At 67.1% G+C, this 18,615-nt stretch carries 19 protein-coding genes; 18 read left to right on the top strand and 1 reads right to left on the bottom strand.

Annotated features, from left to right (window positions below; genetic code table 11):
• Positions 1-5 precede the first annotated feature (5 nt).
• From thrB to FFS72_RS20800, 17 genes are all read left to right on the top strand, one after another.
• Positions 6-938 carry a homoserine kinase gene (gene thrB / locus FFS72_RS20880; RefSeq protein ID WP_137875733.1) on the top strand — a complete coding sequence of 311 codons (933 nt, stop codon included), beginning with the start codon at positions 6-8 and terminating at the stop codon, positions 936-938.
• A gap of 414 nt (positions 939-1,352) precedes the next feature.
• Complete coding sequence (rho, locus tag FFS72_RS20875) at positions 1,353-3,428, top strand: transcription termination factor Rho (protein WP_249353433.1); 2,076 nt, start codon at positions 1,353-1,355, stop codon at positions 3,426-3,428.
• Between the two features lie 165 nt (positions 3,429-3,593).
• A complete protein-coding gene (gene rpmE / locus FFS72_RS20870) occupies positions 3,594-3,827 on the top strand; it encodes a 50S ribosomal protein L31 (RefSeq protein WP_050063343.1) in 234 nt (77 codons plus the stop codon).
• Positions 3,828-3,929: 102 nt separating this feature from the next.
• Entirely contained in the window at positions 3,930-5,009 is a 1,080-nt protein-coding gene (gene prfA, locus FFS72_RS20865; protein ID WP_137875731.1) for a peptide chain release factor 1, read from the top strand.
• Positions 5,010-5,066: 57 nt separating this feature from the next.
• Entirely contained in the window at positions 5,067-5,966 is a 900-nt protein-coding gene (gene prmC, locus FFS72_RS20860; RefSeq protein ID WP_137875730.1) for a peptide chain release factor N(5)-glutamine methyltransferase, read from the top strand.
• A 77-nt stretch (positions 5,967-6,043) separates the two neighbouring features.
• On the top strand, positions 6,044-6,709 hold the full coding sequence (locus FFS72_RS20855; protein ID WP_137875729.1) for an L-threonylcarbamoyladenylate synthase: 666 nt from the start codon (positions 6,044-6,046) through the stop codon (positions 6,707-6,709).
• A gap of 10 nt (positions 6,710-6,719) precedes the next feature.
• Complete coding sequence (locus tag FFS72_RS20850) at positions 6,720-7,922, top strand: glycosyltransferase family 4 protein (RefSeq protein ID WP_137875728.1); 1,203 nt, start codon at positions 6,720-6,722, stop codon at positions 7,920-7,922.
• 69 nt (positions 7,923-7,991) lie between these two features.
• On the top strand, positions 7,992-8,438 hold the full coding sequence (locus FFS72_RS20845; RefSeq protein WP_137875727.1) for a Cg1360 family ATP-synthase-associated protein: 447 nt from the start codon (positions 7,992-7,994) through the stop codon (positions 8,436-8,438).
• Positions 8,439-8,776: 338 nt separating this feature from the next.
• Positions 8,777-9,595: a F0F1 ATP synthase subunit A gene (atpB, locus tag FFS72_RS20840; protein WP_502704140.1), complete on the top strand. Its 819-nt coding sequence runs from the start codon at positions 8,777-8,779 to the stop codon at positions 9,593-9,595.
• A 97-nt stretch (positions 9,596-9,692) separates the two neighbouring features.
• Complete coding sequence (locus FFS72_RS20835) at positions 9,693-9,938, top strand: ATP synthase F0 subunit C (protein WP_137875725.1); 246 nt, start codon at positions 9,693-9,695, stop codon at positions 9,936-9,938.
• Between the two features lie 7 nt (positions 9,939-9,945).
• Positions 9,946-10,506 carry a F0F1 ATP synthase subunit B gene (locus FFS72_RS20830; RefSeq protein WP_137875724.1) on the top strand — a complete coding sequence of 187 codons (561 nt, stop codon included), beginning with the start codon at positions 9,946-9,948 and terminating at the stop codon, positions 10,504-10,506.
• 5 nt (positions 10,507-10,511) lie between these two features.
• Complete coding sequence (locus FFS72_RS20825) at positions 10,512-11,336, top strand: F0F1 ATP synthase subunit delta (protein ID WP_050063352.1); 825 nt, start codon at positions 10,512-10,514, stop codon at positions 11,334-11,336.
• Positions 11,337-11,410: 74 nt separating this feature from the next.
• Positions 11,411-13,054 (top strand): F0F1 ATP synthase subunit alpha, encoded by a 1,644-nt coding sequence (atpA, locus tag FFS72_RS20820; protein WP_050063353.1) that lies wholly within the window; start codon positions 11,411-11,413, stop codon positions 13,052-13,054.
• Between the two features lie 47 nt (positions 13,055-13,101).
• Positions 13,102-14,073 (top strand): F0F1 ATP synthase subunit gamma, encoded by a 972-nt coding sequence (locus FFS72_RS20815; RefSeq protein ID WP_050063354.1) that lies wholly within the window; start codon positions 13,102-13,104, stop codon positions 14,071-14,073.
• Positions 14,074-14,076: 3 nt separating this feature from the next.
• Positions 14,077-15,522 (top strand): F0F1 ATP synthase subunit beta, encoded by a 1,446-nt coding sequence (gene atpD, locus FFS72_RS20810; RefSeq protein WP_137875723.1) that lies wholly within the window; start codon positions 14,077-14,079, stop codon positions 15,520-15,522.
• 6 nt (positions 15,523-15,528) lie between these two features.
• A complete protein-coding gene (locus FFS72_RS20805) occupies positions 15,529-15,894 on the top strand; it encodes a F0F1 ATP synthase subunit epsilon (protein ID WP_137875722.1) in 366 nt (121 codons plus the stop codon).
• Between the two features lie 52 nt (positions 15,895-15,946).
• Positions 15,947-16,387: a DUF2550 domain-containing protein gene (locus tag FFS72_RS20800; RefSeq protein WP_249353432.1), complete on the top strand. Its 441-nt coding sequence runs from the start codon at positions 15,947-15,949 to the stop codon at positions 16,385-16,387.
• Positions 16,388-16,434: 47 nt separating this feature from the next.
• On the opposite strand, the gene FFS72_RS20795 is transcribed toward FFS72_RS20800, so the two are convergent.
• On the bottom strand, positions 16,435-17,010 hold the full coding sequence (locus FFS72_RS20795) for a cob(I)yrinic acid a,c-diamide adenosyltransferase (protein ID WP_137875720.1): 576 nt from the start codon (positions 17,008-17,010) through the stop codon (positions 16,435-16,437).
• A gap of 59 nt (positions 17,011-17,069) precedes the next feature.
• Between FFS72_RS20795 and murA the strand changes: the two genes are divergently transcribed.
• The gene (gene murA, locus FFS72_RS20790; RefSeq protein WP_171018771.1) at positions 17,070-18,332 is read left to right on the top strand and encodes a UDP-N-acetylglucosamine 1-carboxyvinyltransferase; all 1,263 of its coding nucleotides are present in this window, start codon (positions 17,070-17,072) and stop codon (positions 18,330-18,332) included.
• Positions 18,333-18,615: the final 283 nt, after the last annotated feature.

Raw genomic sequence — 18,615 nt, 5'->3', positions numbered from 1 at the left:
CAGCGATGACTCAGACGTTGCCGGTGGGGTTGACCGTGACGACGCGCGTGCCCGCGTCCACGGCCAATCTCGGCCCGGGTTTCGACTCGCTGGGTATGGCGCTCGGTCTGTACGACGAGATCTCCGTGACCACAACCGAGTCGGGACTGTCCGTTCGCGTCGAGGGTGAGGGCGCAGAAGACGTTCCCTGGGGACCGTCGCACCTGGTCGTGCGTGCGATCGAGCGTGGACTCGAGGCCGCGGGCGTGTGGGCAGGCGGGCTGGACGTGGTGTGCCGCAATGTCATTCCGCACTCGCGGGGACTGGGCTCGTCGGCTTCCGCCGCAGTCGGTGGCCTCGCCGCCGCCAACGGCCTCGTCGCGCTGCTCGACCGCGACCTCGCGCTGGACGAAGCACAGATGGTGCAACTGTCGTCCGAGTTCGAGGGTCACCCCGACAACGCAGCCGCGAGTGTCCTCGGCGGCGCTGTCGTCTCGTGGAGCGAGGACCTCGTCGACGACGACTGCCCGCGCCGGTTCGGAGCCGTTCGGCTGGATGTGCATCCGTCCATCGGTGTTGTCGCACTGGTGCCGGAGGATCGCTCGTCGACGTCGCACACGCGTGGGTTGTTGCCCGAGACGGTTCCGCATGGCGACGCGGCTTTCAACGTGAGCCGGGCGGCGCTCGCCGTGGTGGCACTCACCTCCCGCCCGGATCTGCTGCTCGCTGCGACCGAGGACCGACTGCATCAGCAGCAGCGTGCTGCCGCACTGCCCGTGACGACCCGATGGATCGCGGCGTTGCGGGAGCGCGGAATCGCCGCCGTGGTCTCGGGAGCAGGGCCGACGGTGCTCGCGCTGACCACCGCGCCGTTCCCCGCAGATCTGCGCGCGGCGGCCGAGTCGGAGGGCCTGCGCGTCCTCGATCTCGAGATCGCGGACGGCGTTCGCACGGTCTGACCGACCGGGGTGGTGTGATGACGCACACCACCCCGGTTGTTCTTGCCCGTATTCGCGTTCACGGCTATCCTGAGGGCGTTCGCCCATCGTGCGTATCAGTCGCCGGTGCTCTATAGGGCAATCAACTCCCGATGCAGGAGCTTCCTGGCCGTGCCTTCGCGGTCGCGAAGCTCGGAATTCACGGATCAGCCCCGAGTTCCGGACTGCGCTTTTTCCGCCCGAATCCGTGTGCTTCGAGGTCGTCGAGGCAATGGTGGAATCGTTCGTGGAGAAGGTGCGGAAGGTGCCTGTGCCAGAGCCGGCGAACAGCCCGACATTCTCCGAAACATGTCCGGCACATCCGAGTTCAGTGACTGGACTGCGGAACGAACCCTCGACCCAGCGCCGCGCGGGCGAGGGAAGGAAAGGACCTCCGTGACCGATACGGACCTGATCGCCACCAATGCGCTCGACGATGCGGTGTCCACCGCGTCGGGCACGACCGGCGGTTCACAGACTTCTTCGACGGCTTCGGCTGTCACTACCGCGACGAAGCGCGCCGACGCTCGCCGCGGTGCCGGACTCTCCGGCATGGTGCTGACCGAACTGCGCGCACTCGCAGGCGAGCTCGGCATCAAGGGCACCTCCGGGATGCGCAAGGGCGACCTGATCGCCGCCATCAAGGAGCGGCAGACGGGCGGCGCCGCACCCAAGTCCGCCAAGTCCGAGAAGGCGGCCCCGCAGGGGGACACGACGGCCAAGGCCGATGCGCCGGCGAAGACCGACGCGCCGGCGAAGGTCGATGCGCCGGTGAAGACCGTCGCGCCCGCCACGTCCTCGAAGGCCGAGTCGGCCGACGCAGGTGAGCAGACCGCGATCGAGATCGCGGACGCGCAGGCCGACAGCGACCAGGGCGGTCGCCGCGGCAGGCAGCGTCGCGGTGCGTCGAGGCCCGCGGGCGGGTCGGCCCCCGACCAGGCGGAGTCGTCCGAACAGCAGCCTGCGCGCCAGGAACAGCAGCCGCGCCAGGATCAGGGCGGTGACCGTCCGCGCCGGGAGCGTGGGCAGGGTGGTGATCGCAGCCAGGGTGATCGCAACCAGGGTGATCGCAACCAGGGTGATCGCAACCAGGGTGATCGCAGCCAGGGCGAGCGCAGCCAGGGTGGCCGCAACCAGGACCGCAACCAGGACGAGCGTGGCCAGGGGAACGGTCCTCGCAACGATTCGCGTGACAACCGCGACGACGACGGCGAGGGACGCGGTCGTCGCGGTCGCCGATTCCGTGAGCGCAGGCGTGGACGTGACCGCGGCGAAGGCGGAGTCGGCGGTGGCGGCGGAGACGTCGAGATCCGCGAGGACGACGTCCTGCAGCCGGTCGCGGGCATCCTCGACGTGCTCGACAACTATGCGTTCGTGCGCACGTCGGGCTACCTCGCCGGACCGAACGACGTCTACGTGTCGATGAACCTGATTCGCAAGAACGGGCTTCGTCGTGGTGACGCCATCACCGGTGCCGTCCGCGTCGCCCGTGAGGGGGAGTCCGCGGGCTCGCAGCGTCAGAAGTTCAACCCGCTGGTTCGCATCGACACGGTGAACGGCGGTGACGTCGAGGCAGCGAAGCGCCGTCCCGAGTTCAACAAGCTCACCCCGCTGTACCCGAACCAGCGGCTGCGTCTCGAGACCGCGCCGAACATCCTGACCACCCGCGTCATCGACCTCGTCATGCCGATCGGCAAGGGGCAGCGTGCGCTGATCGTCTCCCCGCCGAAGGCGGGCAAGACGACGGTCCTGCAGGACATCGCGAACGCGATCTCGGTCAACAACCCCGAGTGCTACCTGATGGTGGTCCTGGTCGACGAGCGTCCCGAAGAGGTCACCGACATGCAGCGTTCGGTGAAGGGCGAGGTCATCGCCTCGACCTTCGACCGGCCGCCGTCAGACCACACCTCGGTGGCCGAACTGGCCATCGAGCGCGCGAAGCGGCTCGTCGAGAACGGCCGCGACGTGGTCGTCCTGCTCGACTCGATCACCCGACTCGGCCGCGCGTACAACAACTCTTCGCCCGCGTCCGGACGCATCCTGTCCGGTGGTGTCGACTCGACGGCGCTGTACCCGCCGAAGCGTTTCCTCGGTGCTGCTCGCAACATCGAGAACGGCGGCTCGCTGACGATCATCGCTTCGGCGCTGGTCGAGACCGGTTCCACCGGCGACACCGTGATCTTCGAGGAGTTCAAGGGCACCGGTAACGCGGAGCTCAAGCTCGACCGCAAGATCGCCGAGCGTCGCGTCTTCCCGGCGGTCGACGTGAACCTGTCGAGTACCCGCAAGGACGAACTGCTGATGAGCCCGGACGAGTTCGCCGTCGTGCACAAGCTGCGCCGGGTGCTGTCGGGTCTGGACACGCACCAGGCGATCGACCTCCTCGTCGACCGTCTCAAGAAGTCGAAGAGCAACGTCGAGTTCCTGATGCAGGTCACCAAGACCGCGCCGGGCTCGATGGGCAACGACTAGCAGGGAACAGATCGGCTGCCGACGGCGTTTAGGAGAACGTCGGCAGCCTCTGGCAGAATGAACGACCGCGCATCCGGCGTTCGCCGAATGTTGGAAACTCAATGTCCGGTTCCGGTTCACGGCTTCGATTCGCGAAGCCGACCCGGCGACCACGAAAGGGACACCATGAAGGCAGGAATCCACCCCGAGTACGTGGCGACCACCGTCGTCTGCGGTTGCGGGAACACGTTCGAGACCCGCAGCACCAAGGAGTCCGGACGGATCACCGTCGAGGTCTGCTCGCAGTGCCACCCGTTCTACACCGGCAAGCAGAAGATCCTCGACACCGGCGGACGCGTTGCCCGCTTCGAGGCTCGCTACGGCAAGCGCGCGTCGAAGAAGGCCGACGCCGACAGCTAGCGACATCGCCGACGCCCGTCCTGTGCACCTTGCAGGCCGGGCGTCGGCTTTTTTGCATCCCCCCTTCGTTAACCCGATTCGAACGCACACCTGGAGCGCATCATGGCGGGCACCACCCAGCCCTCGGCGATCGACGACATCCTGGCCGAGCACGCCGGCCTCGAACTGCAGCTGGCGGACCCGTCGCTGCACAACGATCCGGCCGCAGCACGACGGGTGGGCAAGCGATTCGCCGAGCTCGCGCCGATCATGGCGACCCACGCGAAGCTGGTCGCCGCCCGCGACGACCTCGACGCCGCCCGCGAACTGGCAGCCGACGACGCGTCCTTCGCGGCGGAACTGCCCGCACTCGAGGCACTGGTCGAGGAACTCGACGTCACGCTCACCGACCTGCTCGCGCCTCGGGATCCGCACGACGGCGACGACGTGGTGCTCGAGGTGAAGTCCGGTGAAGGTGGCGAGGAGTCCGCGTTGTTCGCGGCCGACCTCGCGCGGATGTACACCCGCAGCGCGGAGAACGCGGGTTGGCGCGTCGAAGTTCTCGGAGCGACGTACTCCGACCTCGGTGGATTCAAGGACGTCACGCTCTCCATCAAGTCGAAGGGCGACGTCCGCGACGGTGTGTGGTCACGGCTGAAGTTCGAGGGAGGCGTGCACCGCGTGCAGCGGGTTCCGGTCACCGAATCGCAGGGCCGTGTCCACACCTCGGCGGCGGGCGTGTTCATCTACCCCGAACCCGACGAGGTCGAGGAAGTGCAGATCGACGAGGGCGACCTTCGCATCGACGTCTACCGGTCTTCCGGCAAGGGCGGTCAGGGCGTCAACACGACCGACTCCGCGGTCCGCATCACCCACCTGCCCACCGGCATCGTCGTCACCTGCCAGAACGAACGTTCCCAGCTGCAGAACAAGGCCCGCGCGATGCAGGTTCTCGCGGCTCGGCTGCAGGTCGCGGCGGAGGAGGCCGCCGACGCCGAGGCGTCGGCAGGCCGCGCCAGCCAGGTTCGCACCGTGGACCGGTCCGAGCGGATCCGGACCTACAACTTCCCCGAGAACCGCATCACCGATCACCGGATCGGGTTCAAGGCGCACAACCTCGACGCGGTCCTCGACGGCGACATGGACGCGCTGCTCGACGCTCTCGGCAAGGCCGATCGGGAAGCGCGACTCGCCGCCGAATGACGGGTACGGCACGGTGGTCGTCGCATCCGCTCCGACACCGCATGGCAGGCTGAACGCGTGACACGACAACCGTTGCGCCTGGCGATCCTCGACGCCACTCGCACACTCGAGGATGCAGGGGTGCCCAGCCCGCGCACGGACGCGGAACTGCTCGCTGCGCACGTCGTCGGCGTCGAGCGCGGACGACTTGGTCTGATCCCGCTGGTCGATCCCGATGTGATCGAGACCTACCGGGGCCTCGTCGCGCGTCGTGCGGAGCGAATTCCGTTGCAGCACATCACCGGTGTCGCGGCGATAGGTGCGATTGATCTGGCGGTCGGTCCGGGGGTGTTCGTCCCGCGTCCGGAGACCGAGCTGCTTCTCGCGTGGGCGATCGCGGTACTCGAGGCCACCCCGACGAGACCGCCGGTGGTCCTGGACCTGTGCACGGGATCCGGTGCGTTGGCGCTCGCGATCGCCCAGGCACGGCCGGATGCCGTCGTCCATGCGGTCGAACTCGAGACCGCGGCACTGGCCTGGGCACGGCGCAACGCCGACACCCGCGCGGCGATGGGGGACACGCCGATCGTGCTCCACCACGGCGACGTCACCGACCGTGCGTTGCTGCCCGACCTCGAGGGTGGGGTCGATCTGGTCGTGTCGAATCCGCCGTACATCCCCGTGGGAGCGCAGCTCGACCCGGAGGTGGCGGACCACGACCCGTCGACCGCGCTGTTCGGCGGTCCGGACGGGCTCTCGGTGATCACACCGATGGTGTCGAACATCGCGCGCTGGCTCCGTATCGGCGGTGCCCTCGCCATCGAACACGACGATTCCAACGGTGCGCAGGTGGCGGCACTCCTGCGGGAACGTCGCGTGTTCGGTGAGGTCTCCGAGCACAACGACCTGGCGGGCAAACCGCGGTTCGTCGTTGCCCGGCGCGTCGCGACCGCCACGGAAGCTGCGCGAGGACACTGACCTACCACGGCGGCGGCCCGGCCACCTCACCGGTGGCGGCGACACCGGTTCAACGAGCCGGGTGAAAGGATGAACAGGTGAGCATCGTCTACGACTGCGGGCAACCAGACACACGCGAGGCCGGAATCCGGGCTGCCGGAAACGCGCTCAAGGCAGGGCGTCTCGTCGTCATGCCGACCGACACGCTGTACGGCCTGGCCGCGGACGCGTTCGACAGTGACGCCGTTGCAGGCCTCCTGCGGGCCAAGGGTCGCGGACGTGACATGCCGGTACCGGTGCTCGTCGGTTCCTGGAACACCATCGACGGGCTGGTGTTCACGGTCCGGCCGGAGGCGCGGGAACTCGTTCGTGCGTTCTGGCCGGGTGGCCTGAGTCTCGTCGTCCAGCAGGCGCCGTCGCTGGCATGGGATCTCGGGGACACCCGGGGAACGGTGATGCTGCGCATGCCGCTGCATCCAGTCGCACTCGAACTGTTGCGCGAGGTCGGTCCGCTGGCGGTGTCCAGCGCGAACATCTCGGGCCACGCGCCGGCCACCACCGTCGCGCAGGCGCGCGATCAGCTCGGCGGCGGCGCGGCCGTGTACCTCGACGGCGGGCCCGCCGCGCACGCCGTCGCGTCGACGATCGTCGACCTGACCTCCGACGTCCCGCGGGTTCTTCGCGAGGGCGCCGTCCCGACAGCCGACGTCGCCGAGGTGCTCGGCGTGACCGTCGAGAGTCTGCTCGGAAGCGCGCAAGGATGAGCACAGCACCGTGACCGTCGCCGATGCCACGCTCCTGCTCGCGGCGGAGGCACCGGCGGCTCGAGGGGCGGGTGTGCCGCTCCGCGAGCTCCTTCTGGTGCTCTTCACCGCTGCAGTCATCACGTTTCTCGCGACCGGGGGAGTGCGACTGTTCGCGCTCAAGTTCGGTGCGGTCGCCGTTCCTCGTGACCGCGACGTCCACGTCACGCCGACCCCGCGGCTCGGTGGACTCGGCATCTACTTCGGCTTCGCGGCCGCGCTCCTGTTCGCGCAGCAGCTGCCGGCGCTGACCAGGGGATTCGAGTACAACACCAAGGACATCCCCGCCGCATTGGTGTCGGCGACGGTGATCGTCGCCGTCGGGTTCGTCGACGACCGATGGGGCCTCGACGCCCTCACCAAGTTCGTCGGCCAGGTCACCGCGGCCGGCGTGATGGTCGTGATGGGTGTCAGCTGGCTGGTGGTCTACGTGCCCTTCGGTGGGGGTACGACCTGGGTGCTCGACCAGCTCCAGGGCGGACTGTTCACCGTCCTCGTCGCCGTGGTGATGATCAACGCGATGAACTTCGTCGACGGACTCGACGGACTCGCCGCTGGGCTGGGGTTGATCGCCTCGCTGGCGATCCTGGTCTTCTCGGTCGGTCTTCTCCACGAGCAGGGCGGCGACGTCAGCGCCTATCCGCCGGCGATGCTCGCGGCGGCGCTCGCCGGCGCGTGCCTCGGGTTCCTTCCGCACAACTTCCAGCCCGCACGAATCTTCATGGGCGACTCCGGGTCCATGCTCATCGGGCTGATGCTCGCCGCGATCTCGACGAGTGCCTCGGGCCGGATCACGCTGAACGCGTACGGATCTCGCGACATGCTCGGCCTGCTGTCGCCGCTGCTGCTGGTGGGCGCGGTGATGTTCATTCCGATCCTCGACCTGCTCCTCGCCGTCGTGCGGCGGACGATGGCGGGACGCAGCCCGTTCGCACCCGACAAGATGCACCTGCACCACCGGCTCCTCGAGATCGGACATTCGCACCGCCGGGTCGTGCTGTTGATCTACTTGTGGGTCGGCGTGCTCGCCTTCGGTGCGGTCGGGACGGCTCTGTTCGACCGGAGGATGGTCGTGCTCCTCGTCGCAGGGGGGCTCGTGTTCGCGTTGGTCGTCACCGCGGTCCCGTCGCTGCGGGTGCAGAAGGTTCGTGGTGGCGGCGGCGGTGCCGCCTGAGGTGTACGGCGGCGGTGCCGCCCGAGGTGTAGGGCGACTCGCCGTGACCGCCAGCTACCCTGGACGCTTGTGAGCTTCTCTCCCGAACCCCTGCCCGACCCGTCTGCACCCCTGCGCGCCGCTGTGCGGTGGGGAGTCGTCGGCCTGATCGCGCTCGCTGTCGTGGGTTCGATCGTCGCCTCGCTTCTCGCGGGGTGGGCCGGTCTGTGGGGAGCGCTGATCGGTGTCGCGGTCGGTGGTGGGTTCGTCCTCTGCACGGCGTTGGCAGTGCTGTTCACGGAGAAGATGCCTCCTGCGACGTCCGGCCTCATCCTGCTGGGCAGCTGGCTGCTCAAGATGATTCTGGCGGTCGTGGTCCTCGGTGTGCTCAAGGGGATGGATTTCTACAGCAAGGGCGCGCTGGTCGCGGTCATGGTGCTCGCATTGATCATCGTGCTCGGCGCCGAGACGATCGGACTGGTTCGCGTGAAGGTGCCGTACGTCGACTCCACGGATCCCGAATCCGATACGAGGTAGTACTACGACCAGTAGTTTTCCTGGGCCCGAAGACCCCGTCTACACAACGTCGTAGTTGTATTGATAAGGTCAGGGTCACGTGAGTGCTGGAACGGTGCGAATCAGACGAATATGCACCGGCCGGCAGCCGCGAAGGTGACTCCCATACTGGGTGTTTCGAGCATCGAAACCGCACATGGTGGGACCGCCGAGTCGACGACAGTCGCCGACACCGACAGACGCAACGCACTCGAGCACTCCTACGTGTCCGGGCGAGCCGCAGCGGCTGACGAATACGCGAGCCGACCTGGTCGACTTGTTAGTTCGTCAATGTCCGATCGAACCGCAGGCGATGCCGCCTGCGGCCACGACTACGGGAGAGACCGCTGAGCGTCACCACCCTGGCCGCGGAATTCCATCCGCCGTCACTAACAGACTTCTTCCCTCCCGCTGTGCTGTTCGAGGGCACGCCGTTCGAGCTCGATCGTCTGATGCTGGTGCGCATCCTGATGACGGTCGTCCTGCTCGGGTTCTTCGCGATTGCGATGCGCAGCCCGAAGCTCATCCCCCGTGGAGCCCAGAACGTCGCCGAGATGGGCCTGGCGTTCGTCAAGGACCAGATCGCCGACGAGGTTCTCGGCAAGGAACAGGGCAAGCGCTTCTTGCCCGTCCTGTGCACGATCTTCTTCACGGTCCTGTTCCTGAACGCGTCCAGCGTGATCCCGGGCCTGAACATCTCGTCGAATGCCCGTGTCGGCATGCCGATCGTCCTCGCGGCCCTCGCGTACGTGGTGTTCAACTACGTCGGCATCAAGAAGTACGGCTTCTTCAAGTACGTGAAGTCGTCCATCGTGGTCCCGAACGTCCCGATCGCCCTGCACGTGCTGTTGATCCCGATCGAGTTCATCTCGACCTTCATCCTGCGGCCGTTCACGCTGACCGTCCGACTCATGGCCAACATGCTCGCCGGTCACATCATGCTCGTGCTGTTCTTCAGCGCCACCCAGTTCTTCTTCTTCGAGGCCGCGGCCGGAATGAAGATCTTCGGTGTGTTCTCGCTGGCGGCCGGGTTCGGCTTCACCCTCTTCGAGATGCTGGTGATCTTCCTGCAGGCGTACGTCTTCGCCCTGCTGACCGCCGTCTACATCGACCTGGCGTTGCACGCCGATTCGCACTGATCGCCCAGATCAGACTGCACTGACTGCCTGACACACCACACATACTGACCCTGCGCCGAACCCGGCGACGGGCAACAGAAAGGGAACGGAAAACCACATGAGCCTCTCGTACCTGGCACAGGAAGTCACCTCCGAGGTCACCGGTGGCGGATTCGGCGCCATCGGTTACGGCCTCGCCGCGATCGGCCCCGGCATCGGCGTGGGCATCGTCGTCGGTAAGGCCATCGAGGGCATCGCCCGTCAGCCCGAGCTCTCCGGCCAGATCCGTACCAACATGTTCCTCGGTATCGCGTTCACCGAGGCCCTGGCGCTGATCGGCCTCGTTGCCGGCTTCATTTTCTGATCACGCCATGTCGAACATTGCAGTGATCGCGGCCGCGGAGGGCGAGGACATCAATCCTCTCGTCCCCGCGACCTATGACATCGTCTGGTCGCTGGTCTGTGTTGCTGTCATCGGCTTCTTCTTCTGGAAGTACATCCTTCCGAAGTTCCAGCAGGTTCTCGCCGATCGCTCCGACCAGATCGAAGGCGGCATCAAGCGCGCCGAGGAGGCGCAGACCGAGGCGAAGGCAGCGCTCGAGCAGTACCGCGCCCAGCTCGCCGACGCGCGCACCGAAGCTGCGGCCATCCGCGAGGATGCCCGCACCCAGGGTCAGCAGATCATCAACGAGATGAAGGTGCAGGCTCAGGAGGAGAGCGACCGGATCGTCGCCGCAGGCAGCAGCCAGCTCGCCGCTCAGCGTCAGCAGATCGTTGCGGAGCTCCGCAGCGACCTCGGCCGCACCGCGGTCGACCTGGCCGAGAAGGTCATCGGTGAGTCCCTCGCCGACGACGTCAAGCGGGCAGGCACGATCGACCGTTTCCTCAGTGAACTGGACACCGTCAGCGCTGACTCCGCAAACGGAAAGTGAGCACCATGTACGCAGCAAGCCGTGAGGCGCTGACTCAGACGAGGAGCGCCCTGGAATCAGCGCTGGCCGGGGTTTCGGCCGGTGCGGCGACTGCGGCTGCGGCACAGACCGGCGCGGAGCTGTTCACGGCGGTCGAGGTTCTCGACGGCCAGCGCACCCTCCGCGCCGCGTTGGCCGATCCGTCGGCTCCCGCGTCCGTCCGGCAGGCACTCGCAGGCCAGGTGTTCTCGGGCAAGGTTTCCGCCGAGACCCTGGCGACGATCGACGCCGCAGCAGGTCAGGACTGGTCGACGACCGCAGACCTGCGCAACTCGCTGGTCCTGCTGGGGCGGGAGTCGCTGCTGCGTGCAGCGGACGACCAGAACCAGCTCGACACCGTCGAGGACGAGCTGTTCCGGCTCGGACGCATCGTGGCGGGTAACCCCGACCTCGAGCAGAGCCTGTCCGACCGTGCCCGTCCTGCATCGGCGAAGCGTGAGCTGCTGTCGAAGCTGCTGTACGGCAAGGTCACGGCGGTCACCGAGGCGTTGGCAACCCAGGCAGTCGGCCGACTCGAGTCGGCTCCGGCGGATGCGCTCAACGAACTGTCCGAGCTGGCCGCGGCGCGGCGCGACAAGGCGGTCGCACACGTGCGCAGCGCCACCGCGCTGTCCGAGGCCCAGACCGAACGGCTCGTCGAGACGCTGACCAGGACCTACGGGAAGCCGGTCACGGTGCACGTGGAGGTCGACCCCGAACTCCTCGGTGGACTCGTGGTCCGCGTGGGTGACGAGGTCATCGACGGCAGCGCCGCGGGACGACTCGCATCGCTGCGCAAGAACCTCAAGTAGCCGGCGTCCACGCTGCGCCCCGCAGCACCCACCCAGAACCATTTTCGAGACCAGATACCGAGAGCAGGAAGAACATGGCGGAGCTGACGATCTCCTCCGACGAGATCCGTAGCGCGATCGAGAACTACACCGCGAGCTACTCCCCGGAGGCCTCCCGTGAGGAGGTCGGCACGGTGTCCGACACCAGCGACGGCATTGCGCACGTCACCGGCCTGCCTTCGGCGATGGCCAACGAGCTGCTGGAGTTCCCCGGCGGCGTCCTCGGTGTGGCGCTGAACCTGGATGCCACCGAGATCGGTGCCGTCATCCTGGGTGACTTCCAGGACATCGAAGAGGGCCAGCAGGTCAAGCGGACCGGCGACGTCCTGTCCGTCCCCGTCGGCGATGCCTTCCTGGGCCGCGTCGTGAACCCGCTCGGCCAGCCGATCGACGGCCTGGGCGAGATCGAGTCGACCGAGAACCGCGCCCTCGAGTTGCAGGCCGCGACCGTGCTCGAGCGTCAGCCCGTCGAGGAGCCGCTCCAGACCGGCATCAAGGCCATCGACGCGATGACCCCGATCGGTCGCGGACAGCGTCAGCTCGTCATCGGCGACCGCAAGACCGGCAAGACCGCGGTCTGCATCGACGCGATCCTGAACCAGAAGGCCAACTGGGCGACCGGCGACCCGAAGCAGCAGGTCCGCTGCATCTACGTCGCGATCGGCCAGAAGGGCTCCACCATCGCCGGCGTGAAGCAGGCTCTGGAGGAGAACGGCGCGATGGAGTACACCACCATCGTCGCTGCCCCGGCTTCCGACTCCGCCGGCTTCAAGTGGCTCGCTCCGTACACCGGTTCGGCCATCGGCCAGCACTGGATGTACCAGGGCAAGCACGTCCTCGTCGTGTTCGACGACCTGACCAAGCAGGCCGAGGCGTACCGCGCCATCTCGCTGCTGCTGCGTCGTCCGCCGGGACGTGAGGCCTACCCCGGTGACGTCTTCTACCTGCACTCCCGTCTGCTGGAGCGCTCGGCCAAGCTGTCCGACGCGCTCGGCGGCGGCTCGCTGACGGCTCTGCCGATCATCGAGACCAAGGCCAACGACGTCTCGGCGTACATCCCGACCAACGTCATCTCGATCACCGACGGCCAGGTCTTCCTCGAGTCCGACCTGTTCAACAAGGGCATCCGCCCCGCGATCAACGTCGGTATCTCGGTCTCCCGAGTCGGTGGCGCCGCGCAGACCAAGGGCATGAAGAAGGTCTCCGGTTCGCTGCGTCTGGAGCTCGCCCAGTTCCGTGAGCTCGAGGCGTTCTCCGCCTTCGCCTCCGACCTGGACGACGCCTCGAAGGCTCAGCTCGAGCGCGGCCAGCGACTGGTCGAGCTGCTCAAGCAGGACCAGTACAGCCCGATCGCCGTCGAGGACCAGATCATCTCGATCTACCTCGCGGGCGAAGGTGTCTTCGACTCCGTGCCGGTCGGCGACGTCCGCCGGTTCGAGTCCGAGCTCCTCGAGGATCTGCACCGCAACGCCGCTGGCGTCTACGAGCAGATCGCAGGCGGCAAGGCGCTCGACGGCGACTCGATCGAGGCACTCAACGCCGCGACCGACAAGTTCAAGCAGGGCTTCCTCGCTTCCGACGGCAGCCGTGTCGTCAACGAGGCCGAGGCTGCCGCTCTCGGTGCCGACGAGGTCAGCCAGGAGCAGGTTTCCGTCACCCGCAAGCACGTCGCCAAGTGAGCGCGGCGGCCGTGACGGACACCAATTGGGAAGGAGGGACTGAGTAGATGGCGAACTTGCGCGAATTGCGCTCCCGCATCAAGTCGGTCAACTCGACCAAGAAGATCACCAAGGCGCAGGAGCTCATTGCGACCTCCCGCATCACCAAGGCGCAGATTCGGGTCGCGGCCTCCAAGCCGTACGCCGAGGAGATCACCAAGGTGCTCTCCGCGTTGGCGAGTGCCTCGGGATCTCTCGATCACCCGCTCCTGAACGAGCGGGCGAACCCGAAGCGCGCCGCCGTGCTGGTCGTCACCAGCGACCGCGGCATGTGTGGTGGTTACAACTCCAACGTCCTCAAGGAAGCGGAGGAGCTGTTCCAGCTGCTGCGCAGTGAGGGCAAGGAGCCGGTGCTCTACGTGCTGGGCACGAAGGGCCTGACCTACTACACGTTCCGCGACCGTGACGTGAAGGGTGCCTGGACCGGGTTCTCCCAGGATCCCGGCTACGCCGACGCGGCACGCGCCAGCAAGCACCTCGTCGAGCTGTTCATGGCGGGATCGGGTAACACGATCCAGGCCTACAACGGCGAGGGCACGGTCGAGGGCGTCGACGAGCTGCACATCGTCTACACGAAGTTCGTGTCGATGCTGACGCAGTCTCCCGAGGTCCGCCGCATGGCGCCGCTGGAGGTCAGCTACCAGGATTCGAACTTCGAGCTCGGCGAGGACATGCTCTCCGATTCGAACGGTGCTGAGCCGACGGCCCAGTACGACTTCGAGCCGGAGGCCGGGACGCTGCTGTCCGCCCTGCTGCCGAAGTACATCAACACCCGGATCTACTCGTCGCTGCTCGATGCCGCGGCGTCGGAGTCGGCCGCGCGTCGTACCGCCATGAAGGCGGCCACCGACAACGCGAACGAGCTGGTGAACACCCTGAGCCGTGAGGCCAACCAGGTGCGCCAGGCCCAGATCACCCAGGAAATCAGCGAGATCGTCGGTGGCGCGAATGCGCTGGCCTCGAGCGCAGGAAGTGACTAGCACATGACCGCAGCAGTAACCCAAACCAACGCGAACGGCACGGCAACCGCCGGCCGGGTCGTGCGGGTCATCGGTCCCGTTGTGGACGTTGAGTTCCCGCGTGGCGCCGTTCCCGCCCTGTTCAACGCGCTGAACGCAGAGATCACTCTGCCGACTGTCGCGAAGACGCTGACCCTCGAGGTTGCGCAGCACCTGGGCGACAACCTGGTGCGCACGGTTTCGATGCAGCCCACCGACGGCCTGGTCCGTGGCGCCGCGGTCGTCGACTCCGGTCGTCCGATCTCGGTTCCCGTCGGCGACGTCGTCAAGGGCCACGTGTTCAACGCCCTCGGTGACTGCCTCGACACCCCGGGCCTCGGTCGCGACGGCGAGCAGTGGGGCATCCACCGCAAGCCCCCGGCCTTCGACCAGCTCGAGGGCAAGACCGAGATCCTCGAGACCGGCATCAAGGTCATCGACCTGCTGACCCCGTACGTCAAGGGCGGCAAGATCGGTCTGTTCGGTGGCGCCGGCGTCGGCAAGACCGTTCTGATCCAGGAGATGATCACCCGTATCGCCCGCGAGTTCTCCGGAACCTCGGTGTTCGCAGGCGTCGGTGAGCGCACCCGTGAGGGCACCGACCTTCACCTCGAGATGGAAGAGATGGGCGTCCTCCAGGACACCGCCCTTGTCTTCGGCCAGATGGACGAGCCGCCGGGAACGCGTATGCGCGTCGCCCTGTCCGCACTGACCATGGCGGAGTACTTCCGCGATGTGCAGGGCCAGGACGTGCTGCTGTTCATCGACAACATCTTCCGCTTCACCCAGGCCGGTTCCGAGGTGTCGACCCTGCTCGGTCGTATGCCGTCGGCCGTGGGTTACCAGCCGACGCTGGCGGACGAGATGGGTGAGCTCCAGGAGCGCATCACCTCGACCCGTGGCCGCTCGATCACCTCGCTGCAGGCGATCTACGTCCCCGCCGACGACTACACCGACCCGGCGCCGGCCACGACCTTCGCGCACCTCGATGCGACCACCGAGCTCTCGCGCCCGATCTCGCAGATGGGTATCTACCCCGCTGTGGATCCGCTGAGCTCGACCTCCCGCATCCTGGAGCCCGGCATCGTCGGTGCGGAGCACTTCCGCGTCGCCAACGAGGTCAAGCGGATCCTGCAGAAGTACAAGGAACTGCAGGACATCATCGCCATCCTCGGTATGGACGAGCTGCAGGAAGAGGACAAGGTCCTCGTCGGCCGCGCCCGCCGTCTGCAGAAGTTCCTCGGCCAGAACTTCATCGTCGCCGAGAAGTTCACGGGCGAGGCCGGCTCCGTGGTGCCGCTGCGTGACACCATCGAGGCGTTCGACCGCGTCTGCAAGGGCGAGTTCGATCACCTGCCCGAGCAGGCGTTCAACAGCTGCGGTGGACTCGACGACGTCGAGGCCGCTGCCGCCAAGATCGCCGGAAAGTAGTCGACGATGGCTGAGATGACCGTTGAGCTCGTCGCCGTCGAGCGGCGGCTGTGGTCGGGGCAGGCGACTCTCGTCAGCGCCCAGACCACCGAGGGTGAGATCGGCATCATGTACGGCCACGAGCCCGTCCTCGGCCAGCTGGTCGAGGGTGGGACCGTTGCCATCACCACCGAGGGCGAGCGTCTCGTCGTCGCGGTGCACGGTGGCTTCCTCTCGGTGACCGGCAAGACGGTGACGATTCTGGCGGAGTCCGCGGACTTCTCCGGAGACATCGACGTCGACGCCGCGAAGGCCGTCCTCGCCGACACCAGCGCAAGCGACGAGGCGATCGCGATCGCCAAGGGCCAGCTCCGCGCTGTCGAGCGGGCCTGACAGGTATTACGACAAGCCGCGACGAGTAGGCCGACGAGTAGTGACCACCGGAGTGATCGTTCTTTCGATTCTGGTTGCGCTGCTCGCGGCCCTCGTCGCGGCTTTCGTGTATCGACTGGTGGTGCTGCGCCGGGGTGGGACGGCCGCGATCCTGCGGTGCCTTCCGAACGATGCCGGCCTCGGGTGGCGTCACGGGATCATCCGCTACGGCGAGGAGACGCTGCAGTTCTTCAAGCTGTCGAGCCTGCGTCCCGGACCCGACTCGAGGATCTCGCGGCAGGGAATCGAGATCGCAGGCAGGCGATCGCCGCAGGACACCGAGTTCGACATCATGACCGACGACATCGTCATCGTCTCGGTGCGCGACGATGACTCGGAACGAGCGTTCGAGTTCGCGCTCGACAGGGGCTCGCTGACGGCGTTCCTGTCATGGATCGAATCCCGTCCGTCGGGTAGATCGCTGCGGGGACGCCCCCCTGGAATGGGCGACTGAGTCCGGATACGAACAACCCCGGCCCGATGGGCCGGGGTTTCGTCGTCTCAGGACTGTTCGCCGCCGGGCTTCCAGAGCACGTCCCCATCCGGATTCGCGACCCTGCCGAGGATGAACAGCAGGTCCGACAGGCGGTTGAGGTACTTCGCGGGGGCGACGTTGGTGTCCTCGGGAGCGGCGTCGACGGCGGCCCACGCGGCGCGTTCGGCGCGGCGTACGACGGTACGGGCCACATGGAGTTGCGCGGCGAGCGCGGTCCCGCCCGGCAGGATGAACGAGTTGAGTGGAGCCAGTTGCTCGTTGAACTCGTCGCACCAACCCTCGAGTCGCTCGATGTACTCCGGGGTGATCCGCAGCGGCGGATACTTCGGATCCTCCACAACCGGCGTCGAGAGATCGGCCCCCGCGTCGAAGAGGTCGTTCTGGACCTGGCGGAGGACCGCGGCCATTTTCTCGTCGGGGTTTCCGACGGCCAACGCAACCCCGAGCGCGGCGTTCGCCTCGTCGCAGTCCGCGTACGCGACGAGCCGGGGATCGTTCTTCGACACCCGCGAGAAATCGCTCAAACCGGTGGTTCCGTCGTCGCCGGTGCGCGTATAGATGCGGGTCAGGTGGACTGCCATGGGGTCACCGTACCGCGCCCCGACGGACCGCCGAGTCGGCCTGACTAGGCTGTGCGACTGTGAGTGAACGCTTTCTGGTCACCGGCGGCAACCGACTGTCGGGTGAGGTCTCGGTCAGCGGCGCTAAGAACAGCGTCCTGAAGTTGATGGCAGCGGCGTTGCTCGCCGAGGGCACGACGACCATCACGAACTGTCCGGACATCCTCGACGTGCCCTTGATGGCGGAGGTTCTCAGGGGACTCGGCTGCGAAGTCGTCCTGGAAGGCGACCAGGTCGCCATCACGACGCCGGCGGAACCCGAGTACCACGCGGACTTTCCCGCAGTCACCCAGTTCCGGGCGTCGGTGTGTGTCCTCGGGCCGCTCGTCGCGCGGTGCAGGCGCGCAGTCGTGGCACTGCCGGGTGGTGATGCGATCGGTTCACGGCCGCTCGACATGCACCAGAGCGGTCTGCGCCTGCTGGGTGCGACCAGCGAAATTCAGCACGGATGCGTCGTCGCCGAAGCCGCGGACCTGCACGGAGCCAGCATTCGGCTTGCGTTCCCGTCGGTCGGGGCAACCGAGAACATCCTGATGGCGGCGGTTCTCGCCAACGGCGAGACCGTCATCGACAACGCTGCCCGCGAACCCGACATCGTCGACCTGTGCAACATGCTCGGCCGGATGGGGGCGCAGATCGAAGGCGCAGGAACGTCGACCCTGACGATCCAAGGTGTGCGGACCCTGCGTCCGACGACGCACCGCGTCATCGGCGATCGCATCGTCGCGGCCACGTGGGGTGTCGCTGCCGCGATGACCCGCGGTGACGTGCGGGTTCGCGGCGTCAATCCGCGACATCTCGCGCTCGTCCTCGACAAGCTGCGGGCTGCAGGCGCCGATGTCACGAGCGAACCGGACGGATTCCGCGTCGTTCAGGCCGAGCGTCCGCGCGCCGTCAACTTCGCGACGTTGCCGTTCCCCGGATTCCCGACCGATCTGCAGCCGATGGCCATCGGCTTGGCGGCGGTTGCCGACGGCACGTCGATGATCACCGAGAACGTCTTCGAAGCGCGGTTCCGGTTCGTGGAGGAGATGATCCGGCTCGGTGCAGATGCGCGGACGGACGGCCACCATGCGGTGGTGCGCGGAATTCCGCGCCTGTCCAGTGCGCCGGTGTGGTCCTCGGACATTCGCGCGGGTGCGGGTCTGGTGCTCGCCGGGCTCGTCGCCGACGGGACGACCGAAGTGCACGACGTGTACCACATCGACAGGGGTTACCCGAGGTTCGTCGAGGACCTCACCGAGCTCGGGGGAGACATCGAGCGGGTGCCGGGAACGGAGTGACGACCAGCCGGCAGGCGTGACCTTTGGGCCTCGGCGCCTCGCGTGAGCGAGGCGCCGAGGCCCTTCTCGTTTGGGGCGGACGAGCATGGTGTCGGGCGTCACAGTGATGCGATTTGGGGGTTTGCGTCGGTTCGCGGGGTGTTGACCAGGGCTTTCGTGCGACGCAATGTGGTGTGACCAGCGGATTTGCGGTGGCGTTCACGGCCACGTAACTTTTGTCGAGTCAGAGCGACACGGACACCGACCAGCCCGGAAGGGCCGGACACGAGGTTGGACGAAGGCG

Source organism: Rhodococcus sp. Q (assembly GCF_005503035.1).
Classification (GTDB): Bacteria; Actinomycetota; Actinomycetes; order Mycobacteriales; family Mycobacteriaceae; genus Rhodococcus_G.
This window is presented reverse-complemented; position numbering and strand designations above follow the sequence as displayed.

Coding starts and splice junctions, on each gene's coding strand:
- thrB (WP_137875733.1), top strand. CDS start 6: ATGACTCAGACGTTGCCGGTGGGGTTGACCGTGACGACGCGCGTGCCC.
- rpmE (WP_050063343.1), top strand. CDS start 3,594: ATGAAGGCAGGAATCCACCCCGAGTACGTGGCGACCACCGTCGTCTGC.
- prfA (WP_137875731.1), top strand. CDS start 3,930: ATGGCGGGCACCACCCAGCCCTCGGCGATCGACGACATCCTGGCCGAG.
- FFS72_RS20835 (WP_137875725.1), top strand. CDS start 9,693: ATGAGCCTCTCGTACCTGGCACAGGAAGTCACCTCCGAGGTCACCGGT.
- FFS72_RS20830 (WP_137875724.1), top strand. CDS start 9,946: ATGTCGAACATTGCAGTGATCGCGGCCGCGGAGGGCGAGGACATCAAT.
- FFS72_RS20825 (WP_050063352.1), top strand. CDS start 10,512: ATGTACGCAGCAAGCCGTGAGGCGCTGACTCAGACGAGGAGCGCCCTG.
- atpA (WP_050063353.1), top strand. CDS start 11,411: ATGGCGGAGCTGACGATCTCCTCCGACGAGATCCGTAGCGCGATCGAG.
- FFS72_RS20815 (WP_050063354.1), top strand. CDS start 13,102: ATGGCGAACTTGCGCGAATTGCGCTCCCGCATCAAGTCGGTCAACTCG.
- atpD (WP_137875723.1), top strand. CDS start 14,077: ATGACCGCAGCAGTAACCCAAACCAACGCGAACGGCACGGCAACCGCC.
- FFS72_RS20805 (WP_137875722.1), top strand. CDS start 15,529: ATGGCTGAGATGACCGTTGAGCTCGTCGCCGTCGAGCGGCGGCTGTGG.
- FFS72_RS20795 (WP_137875720.1), bottom strand. CDS start 17,010: ATGGCAGTCCACCTGACCCGCATCTATACGCGCACCGGCGACGACGGA.